General features: G+C 73.2%; 18 protein-coding genes. 12 read left to right on the plus strand and 6 right to left on the minus strand.

Going from position 1 to position 21,631, the window contains the following annotated elements; translation table 11 throughout:
* Positions 1-270 precede the first annotated feature (270 nt).
* The gene (locus I5Q34_RS34405) at positions 271-1,374 is read right to left on the minus strand and encodes a sensor histidine kinase (RefSeq protein ID WP_199891116.1); all 1,104 of its coding nucleotides are present in this window, start codon (positions 1,372-1,374) and stop codon (positions 271-273) included.
* A complete protein-coding gene (locus tag I5Q34_RS06115) occupies positions 1,371-2,033 on the minus strand; it encodes a response regulator transcription factor (RefSeq protein WP_199891329.1) in 663 nt (220 codons plus the stop codon). Before I5Q34_RS06115 ends, I5Q34_RS34405 begins: the two co-directional genes overlap by 4 nt.
* A 319-nt stretch (positions 2,034-2,352) precedes the next feature.
* On the opposite strand from I5Q34_RS06115, the gene I5Q34_RS06120 reads away from it, so the two are divergent.
* From I5Q34_RS06120 to I5Q34_RS06130, 3 genes are all read left to right on the plus strand, one after another.
* The gene (locus I5Q34_RS06120; protein ID WP_199891117.1) at positions 2,353-3,042 is read left to right on the plus strand and encodes an SDR family oxidoreductase; all 690 of its coding nucleotides are present in this window, start codon (positions 2,353-2,355) and stop codon (positions 3,040-3,042) included.
* 56 nt (positions 3,043-3,098) lie between these two features.
* A complete protein-coding gene (locus I5Q34_RS06125) occupies positions 3,099-3,554 on the plus strand; it encodes a MarR family winged helix-turn-helix transcriptional regulator (protein ID WP_199891118.1) in 456 nt (151 codons plus the stop codon).
* Between the two features lie 109 nt (positions 3,555-3,663).
* Positions 3,664-5,115 carry a DHA2 family efflux MFS transporter permease subunit gene (locus I5Q34_RS06130; RefSeq protein WP_199891119.1) on the plus strand — a complete coding sequence of 484 codons (1,452 nt, stop codon included), beginning with the start codon at positions 3,664-3,666 and terminating at the stop codon, positions 5,113-5,115.
* A gap of 53 nt (positions 5,116-5,168) precedes the next feature.
* Here the strand turns inward: I5Q34_RS06130 and I5Q34_RS06135 are convergent, their stop codons facing one another.
* The 4 genes from I5Q34_RS06135 to I5Q34_RS06150 all read right to left on the minus strand — a co-directional run bounded on the left by I5Q34_RS06135 (position 5,169) and on the right by I5Q34_RS06150 (position 9,466).
* Complete coding sequence (locus I5Q34_RS06135; protein WP_199891120.1) at positions 5,169-5,879, minus strand: DJ-1/PfpI family protein; 711 nt, start codon at positions 5,877-5,879, stop codon at positions 5,169-5,171.
* Between the two features lie 14 nt (positions 5,880-5,893).
* Entirely contained in the window at positions 5,894-6,691 is a 798-nt protein-coding gene (locus I5Q34_RS06140; RefSeq protein ID WP_199891121.1) for a class I SAM-dependent methyltransferase, read from the minus strand.
* Positions 6,692-6,702: 11 nt separating this feature from the next.
* Positions 6,703-7,878: a hypothetical protein gene (locus I5Q34_RS06145; RefSeq protein ID WP_234428452.1), complete on the minus strand. Its 1,176-nt coding sequence runs from the start codon at positions 7,876-7,878 to the stop codon at positions 6,703-6,705.
* Between the two features lie 115 nt (positions 7,879-7,993).
* Positions 7,994-9,466, minus strand: a complete 1,473-nt coding sequence (locus I5Q34_RS06150) for an L-tyrosine/L-tryptophan isonitrile synthase family protein (RefSeq protein WP_199891123.1) — start codon at positions 9,464-9,466, stop codon at positions 7,994-7,996.
* Positions 9,467-9,710: 244 nt separating this feature from the next.
* Between I5Q34_RS06150 and I5Q34_RS06155 the strand changes: the two genes are divergently transcribed.
* From I5Q34_RS06155 to I5Q34_RS06195, 9 genes are all read left to right on the plus strand, one after another.
* Positions 9,711-11,123, plus strand: coding sequence for an MFS transporter (locus I5Q34_RS06155; RefSeq protein ID WP_199891124.1), 1,413 nt, complete (start codon positions 9,711-9,713; stop codon positions 11,121-11,123).
* Positions 11,120-12,139, plus strand: a complete 1,020-nt coding sequence (locus tag I5Q34_RS06160; protein ID WP_199891125.1) for a methionine synthase — start codon at positions 11,120-11,122, stop codon at positions 12,137-12,139. The genes I5Q34_RS06155 and I5Q34_RS06160 overlap by 4 nt, the downstream gene beginning before the upstream one ends.
* An 8-nt stretch (positions 12,140-12,147) precedes the next feature.
* Complete coding sequence (ligA, locus tag I5Q34_RS06165; RefSeq protein WP_199891126.1) at positions 12,148-14,373, plus strand: NAD-dependent DNA ligase LigA; 2,226 nt, start codon at positions 12,148-12,150, stop codon at positions 14,371-14,373.
* A gap of 211 nt (positions 14,374-14,584) precedes the next feature.
* Positions 14,585-16,687, plus strand: coding sequence for a bifunctional diguanylate cyclase/phosphodiesterase (locus I5Q34_RS06170; RefSeq protein WP_199891127.1), 2,103 nt, complete (start codon positions 14,585-14,587; stop codon positions 16,685-16,687).
* 280 nt (positions 16,688-16,967) lie between these two features.
* Positions 16,968-17,264 (plus strand): Asp-tRNA(Asn)/Glu-tRNA(Gln) amidotransferase subunit GatC, encoded by a 297-nt coding sequence (gene gatC / locus I5Q34_RS06175; RefSeq protein WP_199891128.1) that lies wholly within the window; start codon positions 16,968-16,970, stop codon positions 17,262-17,264.
* Between the two features lie 7 nt (positions 17,265-17,271).
* Positions 17,272-18,768: an Asp-tRNA(Asn)/Glu-tRNA(Gln) amidotransferase subunit GatA gene (gatA, locus tag I5Q34_RS06180; protein WP_199891129.1), complete on the plus strand. Its 1,497-nt coding sequence runs from the start codon at positions 17,272-17,274 to the stop codon at positions 18,766-18,768.
* Positions 18,765-19,025, plus strand: a complete 261-nt coding sequence (locus tag I5Q34_RS06185) for a hypothetical protein (RefSeq protein ID WP_199891130.1) — start codon at positions 18,765-18,767, stop codon at positions 19,023-19,025. The genes gatA and I5Q34_RS06185 overlap by 4 nt, the downstream gene beginning before the upstream one ends.
* 24 nt (positions 19,026-19,049) lie before the next feature.
* A complete protein-coding gene (gatB, locus tag I5Q34_RS06190; RefSeq protein ID WP_199891131.1) occupies positions 19,050-20,558 on the plus strand; it encodes an Asp-tRNA(Asn)/Glu-tRNA(Gln) amidotransferase subunit GatB in 1,509 nt (502 codons plus the stop codon).
* Positions 20,559-20,799: 241 nt separating this feature from the next.
* Entirely contained in the window at positions 20,800-21,390 is a 591-nt protein-coding gene (locus I5Q34_RS06195; RefSeq protein WP_199891132.1) for a hypothetical protein, read from the plus strand.
* The last annotated feature ends 241 nt before the right edge of the window (positions 21,391-21,631 follow it).

Genomic DNA, 21,631 nt, shown 5'->3' on the forward strand with positions numbered 1-21,631 from the left:
GGCCATCACGAACCCAAATGCCCGTAACTCACAGGTCGACGACCACATGGTCACCGCACCGTGCTCAGCACCCACTCACTGGGCATCCCGTACCCCGCAGGCCGTCCGCACGGCACCACCGCAGGGGCACGACTCAAGGCTGCGGGGTCGCCCCCGCGAAACCGCGCCCGACAGCGGCCCCCGCCCCCGCTCCGCGTAGCCGGCCGCTTTGGCCCCGCAGGGGCCGGGACGAGACGGTCGGCCGGCCGGGCACCATGCCGCCCCGCGGCGCTACGCCCCCGGCAGGACCGCCCGGACGCGGAAGCAGCCGTCGTCCGTCGGCCCCGCCTCGAACTCCCCGCCGAGTTGCTCGGCGCGTTCGCGCAGGCCCGTCAGGCCGTGGCCGCCGGAGGGGAGGGGCGCGGAGCCCTCTCCGGCCGCGTTGTGGACCTCGACGATGTTGTGGACCTCGACGATCAGGGCCGGGCGTCCCGCCCGGTCGGCCGTGTCCACGGAGACCGTGACCTTCGCCCCCGGCGCGTGCTTCCGCGCGTTCGTCAGGGCCTCCTGGACCGTGCGGTAGGCCGCCTCCTCCACGGCGGGGGGCCACTTGACGGAGGTGAGGACCGGGAGGTCGGCGTGGAGGACGGTGTCCAGGGCGCTGGTGGAGAGGAGGTCGGGGAGGCCCGTCAGGCGAGGGGTCTCGGTGGGGACCGAGCGCAGGACGCCCACCAGGCCGCGGAGTTCGCGCAGGGCCGTGGCGCCCAGTTCGCGGATGATGCCGGCCGTCTCGCGGGACTGCGGGTCGGGGGCGGTGCGCTGCAGTGCGCCGGCCTGCACGGTCAGCAGGCTGACCTGGTAGGAGACGACGTCGTGCATGTCCCGGGCGAGGCGGGTGCGTTCGGTGACGGCGGCGCGTTCGGCGATGAGTTCGGCCTCGCGGCGGTGGGCGCGGGAGAGTTCCTCGATGTGCCGGGCCAGCTCGCGCCGGGCGCGGCTGAGCCGGCCCAGGGCCGTGGGGCCGGCCGTCATCAGGGCGGAGGAGACCGCGCCGTAGAGGAGGCCGTCGGCGGCCGGTCCGGCGGTGAGCAGCGGGGGGAGCCAGGGGCCGAGCGCGGCCAGGAAGAAGGCCGCGGCCCAGGCGCCGACCGCCTTGCGCTCGCGCGTGCGCGCCACCTCGTACATCGCCACCATGGGGGCGAGGAGCAGATGCCCGGTGAAGGTGACGGGAAGCGCGGCCGCGAGGACGGGGACGGGGAAACGGCGGCGGAGGAAGAGGGCGGCGACGGTCGCCGCGTAGAGGACGGTCTCGCCGGTGCTCACCAGCGGACGCATGGCCATGACCTCGGCCGCCGCCACCGGCAGGAGGGCCAGATCGCGGAGTAAGGACTTCACCGGGCGGGCTCCGTGTCCACGCGGACCAGCCCGTACTGGTGGGCGAGGACGGCGGCCTGGACGCGGTTGGCCGTGCCCAGCTTGGCGAGGATGGCGCTGACGTGGTCCTTGGCGGTCGCCGTGCCCATCAGCAGGGCGCCGCCGATCTCGGCGTTGGACCGGCCCTGGGCGAGGAGGGCGAGCACGTCGCGCTCGCGGTCGGTGAGGGAGGCGAGCCGGGAGGCCAGCGGGCCGTGGCCGTTGGCGCGCAGATAGCCCCCGACCACGCTGTCGGCGACGGCGGGGGACAGGATCGTCCCGCCGGAGGCCAGGACGCGTACGGCGCTGGCGAGTTCGTCGGGGACGGTGTCCTTCACCAGGAAGCCGGAGGCTCCGGCGCGCAGGGCCGGGGCGATGTCCTCGTCGGCGGCGAAGGTGGTGAGCATCGCCACCACCGGCGGATCCGGCAGGGCGAGGAGGGAGGACAGCACGGAGATCCCGTCGGCCTCGGGCATGCGGATGTCCAGCAGGACGACGTCGGGGCGGTGACGGACCGCCATCTCCACCGCCTGCGGTCCCTCGCACGTGACCGGGACCTCGATGTCCGGCTCCGCTTCGAGGATGCTGCGTATCCCCGCGCGCAGCAGCTTCTCGTCGTCAACGACCATGACGCGGATCACTATCACCACTCCTGCGCTGATTCTGGCGAGGAAATATAACAACCGCCCGACTTGGTCCGGACCACACCCCCCGCCGACCGGCGGTCGGAAACCGACGGTCGGCGGGTGCCGGAGGGGTGGTGCCCGAGGGCAGGATGGGATCCGGGGGGAAGAACGGGGGGAGTCCGCGCGCTTGACGGGGGGTCGCGCGCGGACGTGCCGGGGGCGAGCCAGCTGTACAACCGGAGGGGGATGTACAGACGGCTCGCCTCCCCGGCGTATGCGTCGCCTCTTGGCATGCGCGCCCGCCCGCCTTCGGGCATAGGGCAAGCTGGAGCCCATGGCAACACATGTGATCACCGGTGCCGGATCGGGCATCGGAGCGGTCGTGGCCGAGCGGCTGCACGCGCGCGGGGACGAGTTGTACCTGTTCGCCCGGGACGCGGGGCGGGCCAAGGAGCTCGCGGAGCGCTTCCCCGGGGCCCGCACGCTCGTCGGCGACCTCGCCAACCCCGACCGGCTGTCCTGGGCGCTGAGTCACCAGGCGCTGCCCGACCGCGTCGACTCGCTGCTGCACATCGCCGGGGTCGTCGACCTCGGCCCGGTCGGCGACCTGACGCCGAAGGCGTGGACGCACCAGCTCGCGGTCAACCTCGTCTCCCCGGCCGAGCTGACCCGGCTGCTGCTGCCGCAACTGCGCGTCTCCAAGGGCAGCGTGGTCTTCGTCAACTCCGGCGCCGGGCTCCACGCGGGCCCGCAGTGGAGCGCGTACGCCGCGAGCAAGCACGGCCTCAAGGCGCTCGCCGACTCGCTGCGCGGCGAGGAGCACGCCAACGGGGTGCGGGTGACGAGCGTCTACCCGGGGCGCACGGCCACCGCGATGCAGGCGAAGGTGCACCAGCAGGAGGGCAAGGAGTACGAGGCCGGCAAGTGGATCGACCCGGGCTCCGTGGCGAGCACCGTGCTGCTTGCCGTCGACCTGCCCCGGGACGCGGAGATCAACGACCTCACGGTCCGGCCGGGGTTCTGAGCCGCGAGCACAATAACGGCGGGGGTGCGGGGGAGGCGCGGGCGTAGGGTGAGGTCATGAACAGCGCATCGGACAGCGCATCGGACAGCGCGTCGGCCGGGGCCTCGATCCGGGACATACGGCTCCTGGTCGTGGAGCTCGGCAAGCGGATGGACGCGCACCGGCGCACCCGGATCGCCGAGTTCGACCTCACCCTGACCCAGGCTAAGGCCCTGGAGGAGCTGGGCGACCCGCGGACGGCGCGCGAGCTGGCCGCGGTGCTCAGCTGCGAACCGCCCAACGTCACCTACATCATGGACAAGCTGGAGAAGCGCGGCCTGGTCGTCCGCGAGCCGCACCCGCAGGACCGGCGGGCCAAGCGGCTCGTCCTCACCGAGGCGGGACGGGAGATGCGGTTGAAGCTGCTGCGCCGGATGGGGCAGGACTCGCCGCTGGATCACCTCTCGCAGGAGGAGCTGAACGAGCTGCGGGACCGGCTGTTCCGGGCACTGGAGGGATCGCAGGACGGCTGAGCGGGACAACGGACCCCCGGGCCGGTGCCCGGGGGGTTCTTTATGGAATCAGTAAAGTTCGAGCTGTAACCATTGTTGCTGTAATGGATACAGCTTTAAGTTTCTCGGCATGGTCACCGCATCCCGCGCACCCCGCGCATCCCGCTCCCGCACGGCGGCCCCCGACCCGGCCCCCGCCTCCGCCCCCGCCGCCCCGCGCCGCCAGGGACTCCAACTCCTCGCCCTGGCCCTCGGATTCGTCATGGCCGTCCTCGACACCACGATCATGAACGTCGCGGGCCCCTCGCTGCGCGGCGGACTGCACCTGTCCCTGTCCGGCCTCACCTGGGTCATCAGCGGCTACATCCTCGTCTTCGCCTCGCTCCTGCTGCTCGCCGGCTCGCTCGCCGGCCGCTACGGGGCGCGCCGGACCTACCTGGCCGGGCTCGCGCTGTTCACCGCCGCCTCGCTGCTGTGCGCGGCCGCCCCGACGGCCGGTGTGCTGCTGGCCGGGCGGCTGCTCCAGGGCGCGGGCGCGGCCCTGTTCATGCCCAGCTCGCTGACGCTGCTGCTCGCCGCGTTCCCCGGGACGCGGGAGCGCGCCAGGGTGCTCGGCCTGTGGTCGGCGATCGTCTCCACCGCGGCCGGGCTGGGCCCGGCGCTGGGCGGGGTGCTGGTCGACGCGTCCGGCTGGCGGTCGATCTTCCTGATCAACCTGCCGTTCGGCATCGCGGGGCTCGTCCTGGCCCGCCGCGTCGTCGCGGACCTCCCCGGCCGCCCCGCCGCGCTCGGCGTCGGCGGTCACGCCCTGGGCCTGCTCGCCCTGGCCGGGCTCAGCTACGGGCTGATCCAGGGCCCCGAGCGGGGCTGGACGGACGACGGGGTACTGGGTGCGCTCGCCCTGGCCGTGCTGGGCGGCGCGGCGTTCGCCCTGCGGGAGCGGCGCGCCGAGGAGCGCATCCTGCCGGCCGCACTGCTCGCCAACTCCCGCTTCCGCGCCGCGAGTCTGGTCGGCTTCCTCTTCAACTTCGCCGCCTACGGCACCCCGTTCGTCCTCGGCCTCTTCTTCCAGCAGGCGCGGGGCGCGAGTCCGATGGAGGCCGGGCTGGAGCTGCTGCCCACGCAGATCGTCTGGCCGCTGGGCAACATCCTCTACACCCGCTACGGCCGCCGTCTGGGCGACCGCGCGGCCCTCGCCGGCTCGCTCGTGGTGGCCGCCGCCGGCATGCTCGTCCTGGCCCTCACCGTCTCGCCCGGCACGCCGTACTGGGTCCTGGCCGTCGTCCTCGGCGTCCTCAACACCGCCGTCGGCGTGGCCTCCCCGGCGATGACCGGCGCGCTCATGGACGCCGCGGGGGCGGAGCACGCCCCCATCGCCGGCGCCGCCCTCAACGCCAACCGCCAGATCGGCAGCCTCGTCGGCGTGGCCGTGATGAGCGCGGTCGTCGCCGGGGGCGGCGGCTGGTACACGGCCGTCGCCGTGGTCCTCGCCGTGGCCGCGGCGGCGTACGGGGGCGGGGCCCTGGCCGCCGGGCTGGGGCTGCGCGCCCGGCGGGAGCGGGCCCGTACGGCGTTCGGCTGAGGCGGGCCGCGACAGCGCCGGGAGCCGGCCGCCCGCCGGGCGCGCGGCGCGCGTCAGTCCCTCCCGCGCAGGCGCCGCGCGGCCTCCTCCGAGACCTGCCGCCGGTGCTCCTGCTTGGCGGCCGTGCGGGATCTCACCAGCTCCAGCACGTCCGGCGGGGCGAGGTCCGGCCGTCCCGCCGCGTACGGCGGTGCCGGGTCGTACTCCGCGGCGAGCTGGACCGCGTGCGCCTCCTGCTCGCCGAAGAGTTCGGCCAGGAGCACCAGGGCGAAGTCCATGCCGGCGGTGACGCCCCCGCCGGTGATCCGGTTGCCGTCGACGACCACTCGCTCCCGCACCGGCGTGGCGCCGAACAGCCCGAGCTGGTCGTGGGACAGCCAGTGGGTCGTGGCCCGGTGGCCCCGCAGCAGCCCCGCGGCCCCCAGGACCAGCGCGCCCGTGCACACCGAGGTCACGTAACGGGCGCCCGCCGCCTGCTGCTTGAGGAAGTCCAGCGTCTCGTCGTCGTGCATCAGGCCGATCTGGCCGCGGCCGCCCGGCACACAGATGACGTCCAGCTGCGGGGCCTTCGGGAAGGAGAGCGTCGGGACGATGTGCCAGCCGCCGGAGGTCCGCACCGGAGTCGTGGTCTTCCACACCAGCTGGACGTCGACCAGGCCGGAACTCGCGAACAGTTCGGCCGGGCCGGTGATGTCCAGGATGTTGATGTCCGGGTAGACCAGGAGGCCGATGCACACCCGGTCGTTCCGCTCGGTGCCTTGCATGGTGCTCCGTTCCCTCATTCCTCTCCCACCGGGCCCACGACCGCGATCGTGCTGAGGACGAAGTCGATCCGTCCGGCCCTTTGGTGCGTGGCGAACAGCCGCCGGGCGGCGGCGTCGACGGCATCGTGCCCCTCGTCGCCGGGGCGCGGCACGTAGGACAGCGACCAGAGGTTGCCCAGCAGGGTCTCCAGGTCCCAGCGCCGGGTGTTGTCGGCCGCCTCCTCCACGGGCGTGCCGGGGAAGAACGCCCGCGCCTGCTCGCGCAGACCGGCCCACGCGCCCTTCATCCGGCCGTACGCGGGGGCGTACTCGGTCAGCATCGCGAGGTAGTCGCGCATGAAGGGAGTGGCCGTGAAGTCCCGGGTGTTCCAGACGACGGCCGCCCGGCAGCCGGGCCGGGCGATCCGGCGGAACTCCGCCGGCGCGGCCACCGGGTCCAGCCAGTGCACCGCCTGGGCGACCGTGATCAGGTCCACGGAGCCGTCCGGCAGGCCGGTGCTCTCGCCGGTCCCCTCGACGACCCGCAGGCCCGGCACGGCGCCGGCCTCGATCTCGGCCCGCATGGCCCGGTTGGGCTCCACGGCGACCGTCCGGTAACCGGCGGCGGCCAGCGCCCGGGACAGGATCCCCGTCCCCGCCGCCACATCGGCCGCGTCCGCGGGCGCCGGGACGTGCTGCCGGAGGAGGTCCAGGGTCGCGGCGGGGTAGGAGGGGCGGTAGCGCGCGTAGTGGTGCGAACGGTCGCTGAAGAGCGCCGTACTGGCGGCGTTCGGGAACGTCATGTTCGGGGACGTCGTGTTCGGGGACGTCATGGGAGCACTCCCTAACTCAGGTCGAGAATATCCGTGTCGTGCAGCGCCCGGGCCGCGTCCTCGGCGGGCAGGTCCGTGAAGAAGAACGGCAGGGGCCTTCCCCGGGGACCGGGGCCCGGCGCCAGGACGAGCCGGGCCCCCTCCGGGACGAGGACGCGGGGGACGAAGCGGACCCCGTCCCGCGTGACGAGGGCGACCACGTTCTGCGGGAGGTGGTTCCCGTGCCGCCTGCCCAGGAGGGTGAGGACGGGGACGTCCGGCCGGTCGCGCTTCTCGACCACGGTCAGCACACAGCCGCGCGCCGCCGCCCCGTCGCGCCGGGTGATCCGGCCGAGGAGCGCGTAGGCGACGGCCGACTCCCGGCACACCGCCGCCATCCAGCGGACCGCCTCGGCGGAGCCCCGGTCGCCGGGCGCGTCGCCCCGCACCAGCGCGGCGACCAGCTGGCGCAGGAGCAGGGCGCGGCCGGGCCCCGGGAGCCGTTTCCACGCCGCGCCCAGGGCCGTGGGCACGGGCAGGCCGTGGGGCGGCCCGGCGCGATCGAGGACGTGCTCCCAGTCGATGGCGAAGAGGGCGAACCGCAGTTCGGACGGGGACGGCGAACGGGGCGTGCCCTGCGCCGACTTGGCCTCCGCCAGCCGCGCCCGCAGGTCACCGGGGGAGACGGACGCCTCCCGCGCGACGGTGATCAGCCCCCGCTGGCCGAGCTGCCCGACCATGGCCGCGCGCCGCTCGTTGTACGCGTCGTCCGCCTCGGGGCGGGTGAACAGCGCCTCGGAGAAGCGGCGTCCGCCGGGCACGATCCGCAGAGTGACCGGCCGGCCGGTGAGCAGCCGGGCGGCCCGGACGACGGCGGCGAGACGCGCGAGGGCCACCAGCTCGGCCAGATCGGCGTCCGGCCCCTCCGTCTTCCAGCCCCCGGCGGACCGCTTCGCCTGTCCCCAACCCAGCTCGAATTCGAGGGAGTCGGACTCGCGCAAGGCGCGCAGGACGGTGCCCTGCAATGTGCGTACGTCGAGATGGCCGGCGTTGGCCACGGCCCGGCCGTCGCGGAAGAGCTCCGCCACCACGGCCGCGCGGTGGTGCTCCCCGCCGTCCGGGCGCTCGTAGAGCCGCAGCCCTTTCAGGAGATCGACGGCCCGCCGGCTGCGCTGTGCCATATGGGCGGCCGCGCGCCCGATGTCCACGGAAAGGCCGGAGAGGAAACGCGTCAGATCCGTTTCCGGAAGCGTCACGGTCCGGTCGGCCGGAACGGGGTGGTGGACCCCGCCCCGGTGAATCGCCTCCCAGACGGAACTCGAGCTAAAAATCGACGATGCATTCACCGAGCGTCTCCCAGGCCGGGCCGTCGTCGGGGGTCAGATAACAGATGGGCTGCTGTGCCTCCAGCATTCCCCGGAGGGGAGCGGGAAGCGGCCCGGCGGCACGGTCACCGGCGGGCGGGTCGAGGAGCAGGGGGACGTCGCCCCGGCTTTCGTACTCCAGCCGGTAGGAATAGGTGACCTTGTTGCCCGTGGGGGTCCGTTTGATTCCCCCGGTGCAGTGCTGGGCCGTCATGCTGAGGTACCTGGAGCGGGTGGGGCGTATTTCGATCTCCCCGGGTTTGCCGTGCGTCGTCAGCTTGACGCCCGCCGGATTGATGACGGACCAGACGTCCAGTTCCCGGTCGGTGAGCGAGATGGCGACATAGCGGATCGCGGCCTGCCATGCCTCGGCGCGCAGTTCGGCGTGGAGCGCGTCGGCCGAGGGGCCGGATTCGAGGAGGCCGGCGAGGTACCGCAGATAGCGGTGGCTGGCCTCGTCCTCGTGGCGGGCGAGGCGCGCGCCCAGGTCCTCCGCCCGGTAGTGGACCGAGGAGGCGATGGACCGGAAGGTGAAATCGAGCTGTTCGCCCTCCGCCGACGCCTGCCGGACGGCCGCCAGACTTCCCGCGGGATCGCGGGGGTCGAAGAGCCCGTCATGGCCGGAACGCAGCAGGGCGCAGTACGCGCGATAACGCTCCTCGCGCCGGTCGGTGGCCTCGCCACCCAGTGCCGAGCGGACGGCTTCCTCGTAGTCGACGACCTTCACCAGGCCCCCGATGCCGAGCTGTTCGCACCAGAAGCGCAACGCCTCCTGGTAATCGCGGACCCGCGGGAGTCCGGTGCCGCAGGCGCGGCGGTACTTGACGCCGTCGGCGAAGACGAGGAATTCCACCTCCTCGTCGTAGGAACGGGAGAGGACGGCGGCGAGTTCGTAGCAGCGCAACAGCGAGGCGATGTCGGCGAGATCGGGGTACGGACCCCGGTTCTTCACCGGCGAGACGGGCTTGCGCGAGAACAGGGGAAGCCCCAGGCGCAGCCGGGCCCGGGACTGCCGCAGCAGCTGGAGCTGCCGGTGCACGCCGGCGCGGGAGCGGAACTCCTCCCGCGGCCTGACCAGGTGCCCGTCGAAGAGGGCCTCGGTCGCCACTTCGGCGGATCCGGGCGTACGCACCCCGTAGAGACGGGAGTTGGCGCGGGCGCGCCGGGCGGCGGCGGTCAGGCGCGAGGCGACTTGTTCGCTCGCGGAACGGCGCAGCAGCGGCAGTACGGTGTCCTGCCAGAACGCCGGGGATATTCGCTCCGCCCTGTCCAGGAACTCCGTGGCGGAATAGAGCCTGGCGTCGGGACGGCCGGCCTGTTCGACGGCCCGGTGCCCCCTTCCGATCAGACGGAACTCGGGGATTCGGCCGTTCGGACCGCTGGGATCCGTGGCGTCGTCCCGGGTGATCTCGTGCGTGGCAGCCGTCGACATGAAGAAGCCCCCCGATGGAATGGAATGCCGGAGGCGGTGCCGCGTGTTCTCCCCCGGACGTCATTCGGGACGCGCTGCCCGCCCGCATGGTTGCCTCAACGGCCGGGAGGCGTACGGGAGTTCCGCGTGCGCGGTCGTGCGCGTCGCGGGCCCGGCGCACAGTGTGCCAAGGGTGCGTGTAGACTGCATAAAGTTTGGGCCGTCAATGTTGTGGTGGCCGCCGGAATGGCATTGACTTTCCGGGGTGATCGCACAGACGCCCGCCTCCGCGTCCGTATCCACCGCCCCGCCGCGCGGCCAGGGGCTCCGACTGATCGCCCTCGCCCTCGGGTTCGGCATGGCCGTGCTCGACACCACGATCATGAACGTCGCCGGGCCGGCGCTCCGGACGGGCCTGGGCCTTACCCTGTCCGGGCTCACCTGGGTGGTGGGCGGCTACGTCCTCGTCTTCGCCTCCCTGCTCCTGCTGGCCGGCTCGCTCGCCGAGCGCCACGGCGCGCGGCGCGTCTACCTCGCCGGACTCGGCCTCTTCGTCGCGGCCTCGCTGCTGTGCGCCCTCGCGCCGACGGCCGGGCCGCTGATCGCGGGCAGGCTGCTGCAGGGCGCGGGGGCGGCGCTGTTCATGCCCAGCTCGCTGACGCTGCTGCTGGCCGCCGCGCCCGGGGCGAAGGAACGCACCCGGCTGCTCAGCCTGTGGACGGCGATCGTGTCCGTCGCCGGCGGCCTGGGCCCCGCCGTGGGCGGGGTGCTCGTCGCCGGCTTCGGCTGGCGCTCCGTCTTCCTGATCAACGTGCCCGTCGGCGTGCTGGGGATCGTCCTGGCGCGCGCCGTCGTGGCCGAGGTGCCCGGCCGGCCCGGGGCGCTCGGGGCGGGCGGGCACGCCTGGGGGCTGCTCGCCCTCGCCGGACTCAGCTACGGGCTGATCCAGGGGCCCGAGACGGGGTGGACCGCGCCCGCCGTGCTGGGCGCCTTCGCCGTGGCGGTGGCGGCCGCCGCCGGGTTCGGGGCGCGGGAACGGCGGGCGGTCCGGCGCATCCTGCCGCGTCCGCTGCTCGCCGACCTCCGTTTCCGGTCGGCGGGATCCATCGGCTTCCTGCTCAACTTCGGGATGTACGGCACCCTGTTCCTGCTCGGCCTCTTCTTCCAGCAGGCGCGGGGGGCCGGGCCGCTCCGGGCGGGCCTGGAGATCATGCCTCTCCAGCTCGTCTGGCCCGTCGGCAACCTCCTCCACGGGCACCTCGGCCGGCGCTTCGGGGGCCGTCCGACGATGGTCGTCTCCCTGGGGCTCGCCGCGGCGGGCATGGCCGTCCTGGCCCTCACCGTGTCGCCCGCCATGCCCTACTGGGTGCTGGCCGTCGTCCTCGCCGCCGTCAACACCGCCATGGGCGTGGTCGTCCCGGCGATGACCGGCGCCCTCATGGACGCCGCGGGCGGCGAGCACGCCAACATCGCCAGCGCCGTGCTCAACGCCAACCGCCAGTTCGGCACCCTCGTCGGCGTGGCCGCGACGAGCGCCGTCATCGCCGGGGCGGGCGGCTGGTACACGGCGGTCCCGGTCGCCTTCGGCCTGGTCGCCGCCGTCTTCGCCGCGGGGGCGCTGCTCGCCTGGCTCGGGCTGCGCGCCGACGGCGAGGGGTCTCGTACCCTGCCTGCGTGAGTGAGAAGAGCAGTATCGAGGTCGGGCCCGGGACCGCCAGCGGCGTGGGGTCCATGCCCGGGACGGACGCCCGGGAGGCGGCCAGAACGGTCACCGGGTCGCTGGAGGCCATGCCGTACCTGCCGGAGCTGCCCGCGCGCGGGCCGGGGGCGGACATGACCGGCCGGACGGCCGGGCTGCTGGTGGAGGTCTTCGCCCACGTCGAGCCCAGCGGCTGGCGGATCGCCGACCGGCCGGGCCGCGACACCCGGCGGGCGCATTCCTGGCTGCGCGAGGACCTGGATGCCCTGGAGGAGTTCACCCAGGGGTACGAGGGCGCGCTGAAGGTGTCGGCCGTCGGCCCGTGGACGCTGGCGGCGGCGCTCCAACTGCGCGGCGGCGAGGCCGCGCTGGCCGACCCGGGCGCCTGCCGGGACCTGACCGCCTCGCTCGCGGAGGGGCTGCGCGGACATCTGGCCGAGCTGCGCCGCCGGGTGCCCGGGGCGCGGCTCGTGCTCCAGCTCGACGAGCCGTCGCTGCCGGCCGTGCTGCGCGGCCAGGTGCGCACGGCCAGCGGCTACCGGACCCACCGGGCCGTCGACCGGGCCGTCGTCGAGGGCGCGCTGCGGGACGTCGCCGAGGTCGCCCGGGAGGCGGACGGGGCGCTCGTCGTCCACTCCTGCGCCCCCGGTGTGCCGTTCGCGCTGCTGCGGCGGGCCGGCGCGGCCGGAGTCTCGTTCGATTTCTCGCTGGTCACCGAGCGTGAGGACGAGGCGCTCGGCGAGGCCGCGGAGGCCGGCACGAAGCTCTTCGTCGGCGTCGCGCCCGGCGTGGACGGCCCATTGTCCGACCCTGCCGGTAGCGTCATGGGGGTCAGGACGCTGTGGCGCAGGCTGGGGCTGTCGCCGGCGACCCTCGCGGAGTCCGTGGTGGTCACCCCGTCGTGCGGACTCGCGGGTGCTTCGCCCGCATATGCCCGTACGGCCCTCGCCCACTGCGTCCGGGCGGCACGATCACTCGCGGACAACCCGGAGTGACGGCGCGCATGGAGCAACGGGAGGAAGAGACGGTGGCTGTCGAACGGGAAAGCGGGCTCCCCGCGGAGGCGCGGGAGCGGCACGCCCTGCTCGCCGAGCAGATCGAGGAGCACCGCTTCCGGTACTACGTGAAGGACGCGCCCGTCATCAGCGACGCCGAGTTCGACGGGCTGATGCGCTCCCTGGAGGCCCTGGAGGAGGAGCACCCGCCGCTGCGCACGCCCGACTCGCCGACCCAGAAGGTCGCCGGGTCGTACGAAACGGAGTTCACGGCCGTCGAGCACCGCGAGCGCATGCTCTCCCTCGACAACGCCTTCACCGACGAGGAGCTGGCCGCCTGGGCCGAGCGCATCGCCAAGGACATCGGCGAGGGCTCCCGCTACCACTTCCTGTGCGAGCTCAAGGTCGACGGCCTCGCCGTCAACCTCACCTATGAGCACGGCCGCCTCACCCGCGCCGCCACCCGCGGCGACGGCCGCACCGGCGAGGACATCACGCCCAACATCCGCACCATCTCCGAGATCCCCCACCGGTTGCGGGGCGACCGGATCCCCGCGCTGGTCGAGGTGCGCGGCGAGGTCTACTTCCCGATGGAGAAGTTCGAGGAGCTCAACGCCCGCCTGGTGGAGGCCGGCAAGCCGCCCTTCGCCAACCCGCGCAACGCGGCGGCCGGCTCCCTGCGCCAGAAGGACCCGCGCGTCACCGCCACCCGCCCGCTGCACATGGTGGTGCACGGCGTCGGCGCCCGCGAGGGCTTCGACATCGACTGCCAGTCCCACGCCTACGAGCTGCTGCGCGAGTGGGGCCTGCCGACGGCCGCGCACGCGAAGGTGGTCGACTCGCTCGACGGGGTGCGGAAGTTCATCGCGCACTACGGCCAGCCCAAGGTGCGCCACTCCATGGAGCACGAGATCGACGGCGTCGTCGTCAAGCTCGACGAGGTGCCCCTCCAGGGCCGCCTGGGCTCCACGGCCCGCGCCCCCCGCTGGGCCATCGCCTGGAAGTACCCGCCCGAGGAGGTCAACACCAAGCTCCTCGACATCCGCGTCGGCGTCGGCCGCACCGGCCGCGTCACCCCGCAGGCCGTCGTCGAGCCGGTCACCGTCGCCGGCTCCGAGGTCGAGTTCGCCACCCTGCACAACCAGGAGGTCGTCAAGGCCAAGGGCGTCCTCATCGGCGACACCGTCGTCATCCGCAAGGCCGGCGACGTCATCCCCGAGATCCTCGGCCCCGTCGTCGACCTCCGGGACGGCACCGAGCGGGAGTTCGTGATGCCCGCCGAGTGCCCCGAGTGCGGGACGGCGCTGCGCCCCATGAAGGAGGGCGACATCGACCTCCGCTGCCCCAACGCCCGCTCCTGCCCCGGCCAGATCCGCGAGCGCGTCTACTACCTCGTCGGCCGCGAGTGCCTGGACATCGAGAACTTCGGCTACGTGGCCGCCTCCGCCCTCACCCAGCCACTGGAACCGGCCACTCCGCCGATGCTGAACGAGGGGGATCTGTTCGATCTGACGATCGAGGAGCTGCTCCCCATCCGGTCGTACGTCCGGGATCCGGACAGCGGCCTGCCCAAGCGCGACCCCAAGACCGGCGAGGAGAAGGTCGTCCCCTACTTCGCCACGAAGGAGGGCAAGCCCAAGAAGAACACCGTCGCGATGCTGGCGAACATCGAGGCGGCGAAGCAGCGTCCCCTCGCCCGGATCGTCAACGGGCTGTCCATCCGCCACGTCGGCCCCGTCGCCGCCGCCGCGCTGGCCCGCGAATTCCGGTCGCTGGACCGGCTCGCGGAGGCCGCCGAGGAGGAACTCGCCGCCGTGGACGGTGTGTCCGGCACCATCGCCACCGCCGTCCGCGAGTGGTTCGCCGAGGAATGGCACCGCGAGATCATCGAGAAGTGGCGGGCCGCCGGCGTCCGGATGGAGGAGGAGGCCGGCGAGGACGAGGGCCCGCGGCCGCTGGCCGGCCTGACCGTCGTCGTCACCGGCACCCTCGCCTCGTACACCCGCGACGCGGCCAAGGAGGCGCTCCAGCAACAGGGCGCCAAGGTGACCGGATCGGTCTCGAAGAAGACCGACTTCGTGGTCGTCGGTGACAACCCCGGCTCCAAGTACGACAAGGCGATGCAGCTGAAGGTGCCCGTGCTGGAGGAGGACGGCTTCGCCGTGCTCCTCGCGGAGGGCCCGGAGGCCGCGCGGGCGGCCGCCGTTCCGCAGGAGGCCACCCCGGCGGGCTGAGTTTTCCCGGGGAACGCCCCGGCCCCCGGCCGGAGTAATGCCCGCAGGACCAGTGGGCATTACCCCTACAACGCTTACCGGATGGCTGCGCGAGGCCGGATCCCGTTCGGGCAACCGCTGCCGATCGCTGCCCGTCGTAGCCTTCTGCGGCCTACTGTTGAGATGTGCGCCTGCCGTGGCGCGGGCACCGCCGGCTGTGAGAGGGACGGGCATGAAACCCACCACCGACAGCGCCGAACCGGCATCGCGACTGCGCCGGGACCCTCCGCCCGCGCTCCCGGTGGTCTGCGTTCCGCTCGCGCTGCTGGTCCTCGCCCTCGGCGTCCGCCACGCGGTCGCCGAGGGCCACGCGCTCTTCCCCGGACAGACCGTCGGCTGGTCCCTGGCCACGCTGACCGCGCTCATCGTCGCCCACCTGGTCGCACTCGGCCGCGACCGCTGGTGGGGCGGCACCGGGTCCGGCGCCGCCCTCACCCTGGCCGTCCTGCTGCTCTACGGCTGGCTGCCCGCCGCCCTGATCAGCATCGCGGTCGTCACCTTCGTCGGCACCGCCCGCCGGCACCGCTGGCGCCAGGCGTTACTCCACTGCGCCGTCGACGTCCTCGGGGTCGCCGCGGGCGGCTTCGCCCTCACCGCCTGGGGCGTGCACGCCTCCGTCGAACAGCCGTGGCTGCCCGACCGCTGGGAGCTCGCCGACCTCCCCCGGATCTCGCTCGCGGCCTTCGTATACCTGGCCGTCACCCGCGCCCTGCTCTGGCGCCACCTGGCCCCGCCGCACGCCCGGCTCACCGGCGCCGTGGCCCGCATCGCCCTGCTGCGGCAGGCGCTCGTCGGCGGCGCCCTGCTCGGGATCGCCCCGCTGATCGCCGTCGTCGCCGACCACACCCCGCTGCTGCTCCCGCTGTTCGCCGTCCCGCTCATAGCCCTCGACTCCACCCTCTGGATCGCCCACGCCCGGGCCGAGGAGCAGCTCCGCGACCCCCTCACCGGACTCCCCAACCGGCAGTGCCTGCTGGAGCGGACCTGGGCCGCGATCGACGAGGCCGAACAGACCGGTGAGCGCGCGGCCCTCGTCCTGATCGACCTCGACCGGTTCCGGTCCGTCAACGACACCCTCGGCCACCTCGCCGGGGACCGGCTGCTCCTCCAGATCGCCGCCCGGCTGCGGCAGGCGCTGCCCCGCGACGCGGAGGCCGCCCGCCTCGGCGGCGACGAGTTCGCCGTCCTGCTCCCCGTCGCCGACTCCCTGACCAGTGCTCAGCGCGTCGCCCGCGGCCTGGTCGCCGCCCTCGGCTCGCCCCTCGACCTCGACGGGCTCACCCTCGTCCTGGAGGCCAGCGCCGGCGTCGCCGTCTACCCCGACCACGCCACCGACGCCGAAGGGCTGCTGCGCCGCGCCGACGTGGCGATGTACCAGGCCAAGCGGGACCGCAGCGGCGTCGAGGTCTACGAGGCCCGGCGCGACGGCAACACCCCCGACCGGCTGGGGCTGTTGGGCGACCTGCGCCGGGCGCTGGACGCCGGCGACGTCGAGCTGCACTACCAGCCCAAGGTCCGCTTCGACGGGCACGTCGAGGGGCTGGAGGCGCTGGTGCGCTGGGTCCACCCCGAGCGCGGCCGGGTCTCCCCGGACGAGTTCATCGCGATCGCCGAGTCCTCCGGGCTGATGCCCCGGCTCACGGAGTACGTGCTGGAGACCGCCCTCGGGCAGGTCGCCCGGTGGCGCGCGATGGGCCTGGAGGTGCCCGTCGCCGTCAACGTCTCGCCGCGCGACGTCCACACGCCCGGCTTCGCGGGGGCCGTCGCGGCGCGGCTGGCCCGGCACGGGGTCCCGCCGGGGGCGCTCCAGCTGGAGATAACCGAGCACGTCCTGCTGGAGGACCCGCAGCGGGCCGCCGATACGCTCGCCGGGCTCACCGGGCACGGCGTGAAGATGTCCCTCGACGACTTCGGCACGGGCTATTCGTCGCTGGTCCACCTGCGGCGGCTGCCGGTCAGCGAGCTCAAGATCGACCGCTCGTTCGTGGCCAGGCTGGCGATCGACAACGAGGACGCGGAAATCGTCCGCTGCACGCTGGACCTGGCGCACTCGCTCGGCCTGCTCGTCGTCGCGGAGGGCGTCGAGGACGACGAGACGTGGGAACGGCTGCGCGATCTGGGCTGCGACGCGGTGCAGGGGTGGCTGGTGGCGGCGGCGATGCCGCCGGAGGAGACGACGGCGTGGTTGCGGTTGCGGGAGGGGACGGCGGTGTCCGCGCCGGCGTCGGCCCCGGCGGACGCGCCGGGCGCGGGCGCGGACCAGCCGGTGACGTAGGGGGGATTTTGCCCCGGTCCCTCCCCCAGAGGGGGCACCCCCACTTTCACCGTTTCTCGCGCGCTCCGCGCGGGGTGCAATGCGGCTTCGCCGCGTTGTCCTCAAGCGCCGGACGGGCTGAATCAGCCTGTCCGGCGCTTGAGGACAACGCGGAGCGTGCTGCTGCGGAAACGGTGAAAGGGCGGGTCCGGGGCACCCCAAACGAATACGTTTCGCGCCCCGCGCACCCGGCCCCATAGGATTGGGCGGAAACCACCACACTCACCCTGAGGATCGCCGCATGCCTGGCATCACGCGCGAGGAGGTCGCCCACCTCGCCCGGCTGGCACGTCTTGAGCTGAAGGACGAAGAGCTCGACCACTTCGCCACCCAGCTCGACGACATCATCGGCGCGGTCGCCCGCGTCTCCGAGGTCGCCGAACAGGACGTCCCGCCGACCTCCCACCCGCTGCCGCTGACCAACGTCATGCGCCCGGACGAGGTCCGTCCGTCGCTGACGGCGCAGCAGGCGCTGTCCGGCGCCCCCGCCCAGGAGCAGCAGCGTTTCAAGGTGCCGCAGATCCTGGGGGAGGACTAAAACCGTCATGACGGACATCATCATCAAGCTCACGGCCGCGGAGATCGCCGAGAAGATCGCCGCCGGCGAGCTCACGGCCGTCGAGGTCACCGAGGCCCACCTGGCCCGCATCGACGCCGTCGACGAGAAGGTGCACGCCTTCCTGCACGTGGACCGTGAGGGCGCCCTCGCCCAGGCCCGTGCCGTGGACGCGAAGCGCGCCCGCGGCGAGAAGCTCGGCCCGCTGGCCGGCGTCCCGCTCGCGCTGAAGGACATCTTCACCACCGAGGGCGTGCCGACCACCGTCGGCTCCAAGATCCTCGAGGGCTGGATCCCGCCGTACGACGCGACGCTCACCAAGCGCCTCAAGGACGCGGACGTCGTCATCCTCGGCAAGACCAACATGGACGAGTTCGCCATGGGGTCGTCGACGGAGAACAGCGCCTACGGGCCGACCGGCAACCCCTGGGACCTGACCAAGATCCCCGGCGGCTCCGGCGGCGGCTCCAGCGCGGCCCTCGCCTCGTACGAGGCCCCGCTCGCCATCGGCACGGACACCGGCGGCTCCATCCGCCAGCCCGCCGCCGTCACCGGCACGGTCGGCGTCAAGCCGACCTACGGCGCGGTCTCCCGCTACGGCATGGTCGCCTTCTCGTCCTCCCTCGACCAGGGCGGCCCCTGCGCCCGTACGGTCCTGGACGCGGCGCTGCTGCACGAGGTCATCGCCGGCCACGACCCGCTGGACTCGACGTCCATCGACGCCCCGGTCCCGCCGGTCGTCGAGGCGGCGCGGGGCGGCGACGTCAAGGGCATGCGCGTCGGCGTCGTCAAGCAGTTCCGGGGCGAGGGCTACCAGGCCGGCGTCCTGCAGCGGTTCGACGAGTCCGTCGAGCTGCTCAAGGAGCTCGGTGCCGAGGTCGTCGAGGTGGACTGCCCGTCCTTCGACCTCGCGCTGGCCGCGTACTACCTGATCGCGCCGTCCGAGTGCTCCTCGAACCTCGCCCGCTTCGACGGCCTGCGCTACGGCCGCCGGGCCGGCGACGACGGCACCCGGTCCGCCGAGGACGTCACCGCGCTCACCCGCGAGGCCGGTTTCGGCCCCGAGGTCAAGCGCCGCGTGATGCTCGGCACGTACGCCCTGAGCTCCGGCTACTACGACGCGTACTACGGCTCCGCCCAGAAGGTCCGCACCCTGATCACGCGGGACTTCGAGAAGGCCTTCGAGCAGGTCGACGTGCTGGTCTCGCCCACCACGCCGACCACCGCCTTCGCGATCGGCGAGCGCGCCGACGACCCGATGGCGATGTACCTCGCGGACCTGTGCACCATCCCGACCAACCTGGCGGGCAACGCGGCCATGTCGCTGCCGTGCGGCCTCGCCCCGGAGGACGGGCTCCCGGTGGGGCTCCAGATCATCGCCCCGGCCATGAAGGACGACAGGCTCTACAAGGTCGGCGCCGCCGTCGAGGCCGCGTTCCGGGACCGCTGGGGCCACCCGCTGCTGGAGGAGGCACCGTCGCTGTGAGCGAGAAGAGCGAGAAGACAAGCGCCCTGAAGAAGGCCAAGGGCTTCAAGAAGTCCAGGGCCGGCACGTACCTGTCCATCGGCACCACGCTGTTCGGCGCGGTGAGCATCGCCAAGCAGGCCAAGAAGGCACGCGTCGAGCAGGACACGCTCCAGCTCGTCGACGCGGTCGTCTCGGCCGCCGCCATCGTCACCGGCGTCGCCCTGCTCGTCCGCGAGCTGCGCCGGATGAGCAGCGACGACGTCCTCGCGGGCTGAGCCGGGACTGAGAGGTTAGTTTTCGTGACCGTCACTGAACTGGTGCCGTACGAGGACGCGCTGGCGTCCTACGACCCCGTCATGGGCCTGGAGGTCCACGTCGAGCTCGGCACCAAGACCAAGATGTTCTGCGGGTGCTCCACGGAGCTGGGCGCCGACGCCAACTCGCAGACCTGCCCCACCTGCCTCGGCATGCCCGGCGCGCTCCCGGTCGTCAACGCCGTGGGCGTCGAGTCCGCGATCAAGATCGGTCTCGCGCTGAACTGCGAGATCGCCGAGTGGTGCCGCTTCGCCCGGAAGAACTACTTCTATCCGGACATGCCGAAGAACTTCCAGACCTCCCAGTACGACGAGCCGATCGCCTTCAACGGCTACCTCGACGTGCAGCTGGAGGACGGCGAGATCTTCCGCGTGCAGATCGAGCGCGCCCACATGGAGGAGGACACCGGCAAGTCCACGCACGTGGGCGGCGCCACCGGCCGTATCCACGGCGCGTCCCACTCCCTGCTCGACTACAACCGGGCCGGCATCCCGCTCATCGAGATCGTCACCAAGCCGATCGAGGGCGCGGGCGAGCGGGCCCCCGAGGTCGCCAAGGCGTACGTCGCCGAGCTGCGCGAGCTCATCAAGGCGCTCGGCGTCTCCGAGGCCCGTATGGAGATGGGCCAGATGCGCTGCGACGTCAACCTGTCGCTGCGCCCGCACGGCACCGAGAAGTTCGGCACCCGCTCGGAGACGAAGAACGTCAACTCCCTGCGGTCCGTCGAGCGCGCCGTGCGCTACGAGATCGGCCGCCACGCCGGCGTGCTGAACGCGGGCGCGAAGGTGGTGCAGGAGACCCGTCACTTCCACGAGGAGGACGGCTCCACCACCGCCGGCCGCATCAAGGAGGAGGCCGAGGACTACCGCTACTTCCCCGAGCCGGACCTGGTGCCGGTGGCCCCCTCCCGCGAGTGGGTCGAGGAACTGCGGGCGGGCCTGCCCGAGCTGCCGCGCGTGCGCCGCAACCGGCTGCGCGAGGAGTGGGGCGTCTCCGAGCACGACATGCAGTCGATCCTCAACGCGGGCGCGGTCGACCTGATCGTCGCCACGACCGAGGCCGGCGCGGACTCGGCCGCCGCCCGCAAGTGGTGGATGGGCGAGCTGGCCCGCAGCGCCAACGAGGCCGGTACGGACCTCGCGGCGCTGCCGATCACCCCGGCGCAGGTCGCCCGGGTCGCGGCGCTGGTCGCCGAGGGCTCGCTCAACGACAAGCTGGCCCGTCAGGCCATCGAGGGCGTGCTCGCGGGCGAGGGCGACCCCGACGCGGTCGTCGAGAAGCGCGGCCTGAAGGTCGTCTCCGACGACAGCGCGCTGGGCGCGGCCGTGGACGAGGCCATCGCGGCCAACGCGGCGATCGCGGACAAGATCCGCGGCGGCAAGGTCGCGGCGGCGGGCGCGCTCGTCGGTGCGGTCATGAAGGCCACGCGCGGTCAGGCGGACGCGGCGCGGGTGCGCGAGCTGATTCTTGAGCGGCTTGCCGCGAAAGAATAATTGAGCACAGCCTTGAGCGGCTCGGTGTCGAGGGCTGACGTCCGGCGTTCCGGCGTTCCGGCGTTCCGGCGTTCTCAGGGAAAGGCCGTTCCCCTTCGGGGGGACGGCCTTTCCCTATGTCCTGATTAGTCGCACTTGGCCTGAATCGCTCGCTCTGTTCCTTGAGTGGTGGAACGGTCCGGCATGATCCCGCCTGGAACGGGCCGGACCGCGCGCCCGTCCTCGATGGCTGGGGGTTGCAATGCGACGGTTCAGGACCGCACTGGCCGCGCTCGTGCTGGCGGGCGCCGGGCTGGCGACGGCCACGGGAGCGGTCGCGTCCGAGGCGGCGAAGGGTGCCGGTGGCGCGATGGGCGCCAGCTGCCGGATCGGCTGGGGCAGCCGCACCAAGATCCGCGCCGACTCGGAGTACCACCCGCTGACGGACGTCCGGGCGGGCCGCCACCGCTGCTTCGACCGCATGGTCTTCGACGTCCACACGACCGACGGTCACCCGATCGGGTACCGCGTGGGGTACGTGGGGAGGCTGTATCAGGACGGTTCCGGGGACACGGTGCCGGTGTTCGGCGGGGCGATCCTGGAGATCCGGGTGGCGGCGCCGAGCCATGACCCGGAGACGGGCGGCCCGAGATATCCGGCCCGGCCGGGGCGGCCGTTGCCCGGGGTGGACCTCACGGGTTACCGGACCTTCCGGGACGCGCGGTTCGGGGGGAGTTTCGAGGGGGAGACGGTGGTGGGGCTGGGGGTGCGGTCGCGGTTGCCGTTCCGGGCGTTCCAGACGGGGAATCATGTGGTGGTGGATGTGGCGCATACGTGGCACACGTTCCGCTGACGTGGGGGTTTTTCTCCCCGCCCCGCCCTTTCACCGTTTCTCCCGGGGCTGCGCCCCTCGGCCCGCTCACCGCGCTCCGCGCGGTGGTGCGGGGGCTTCGCCCCCTGCGCCCCCTTTCGGGGCTGCGCCCCGGGCCCCGCAACGCGGCTTCGCCGCGTTGGTCCTCAAACGCCGGACGGGCTGAGTTCGCGGCTCCGCCGCTCGTCCTCAAGCTCCCCGGAGGGGGCAACCCCCAGACGGG

This window comes from Streptomyces sp. AV19 (assembly GCF_015999245.1).
Taxonomy (GTDB): Bacteria; Actinomycetota; Actinomycetes; order Streptomycetales; family Streptomycetaceae; genus Streptomyces.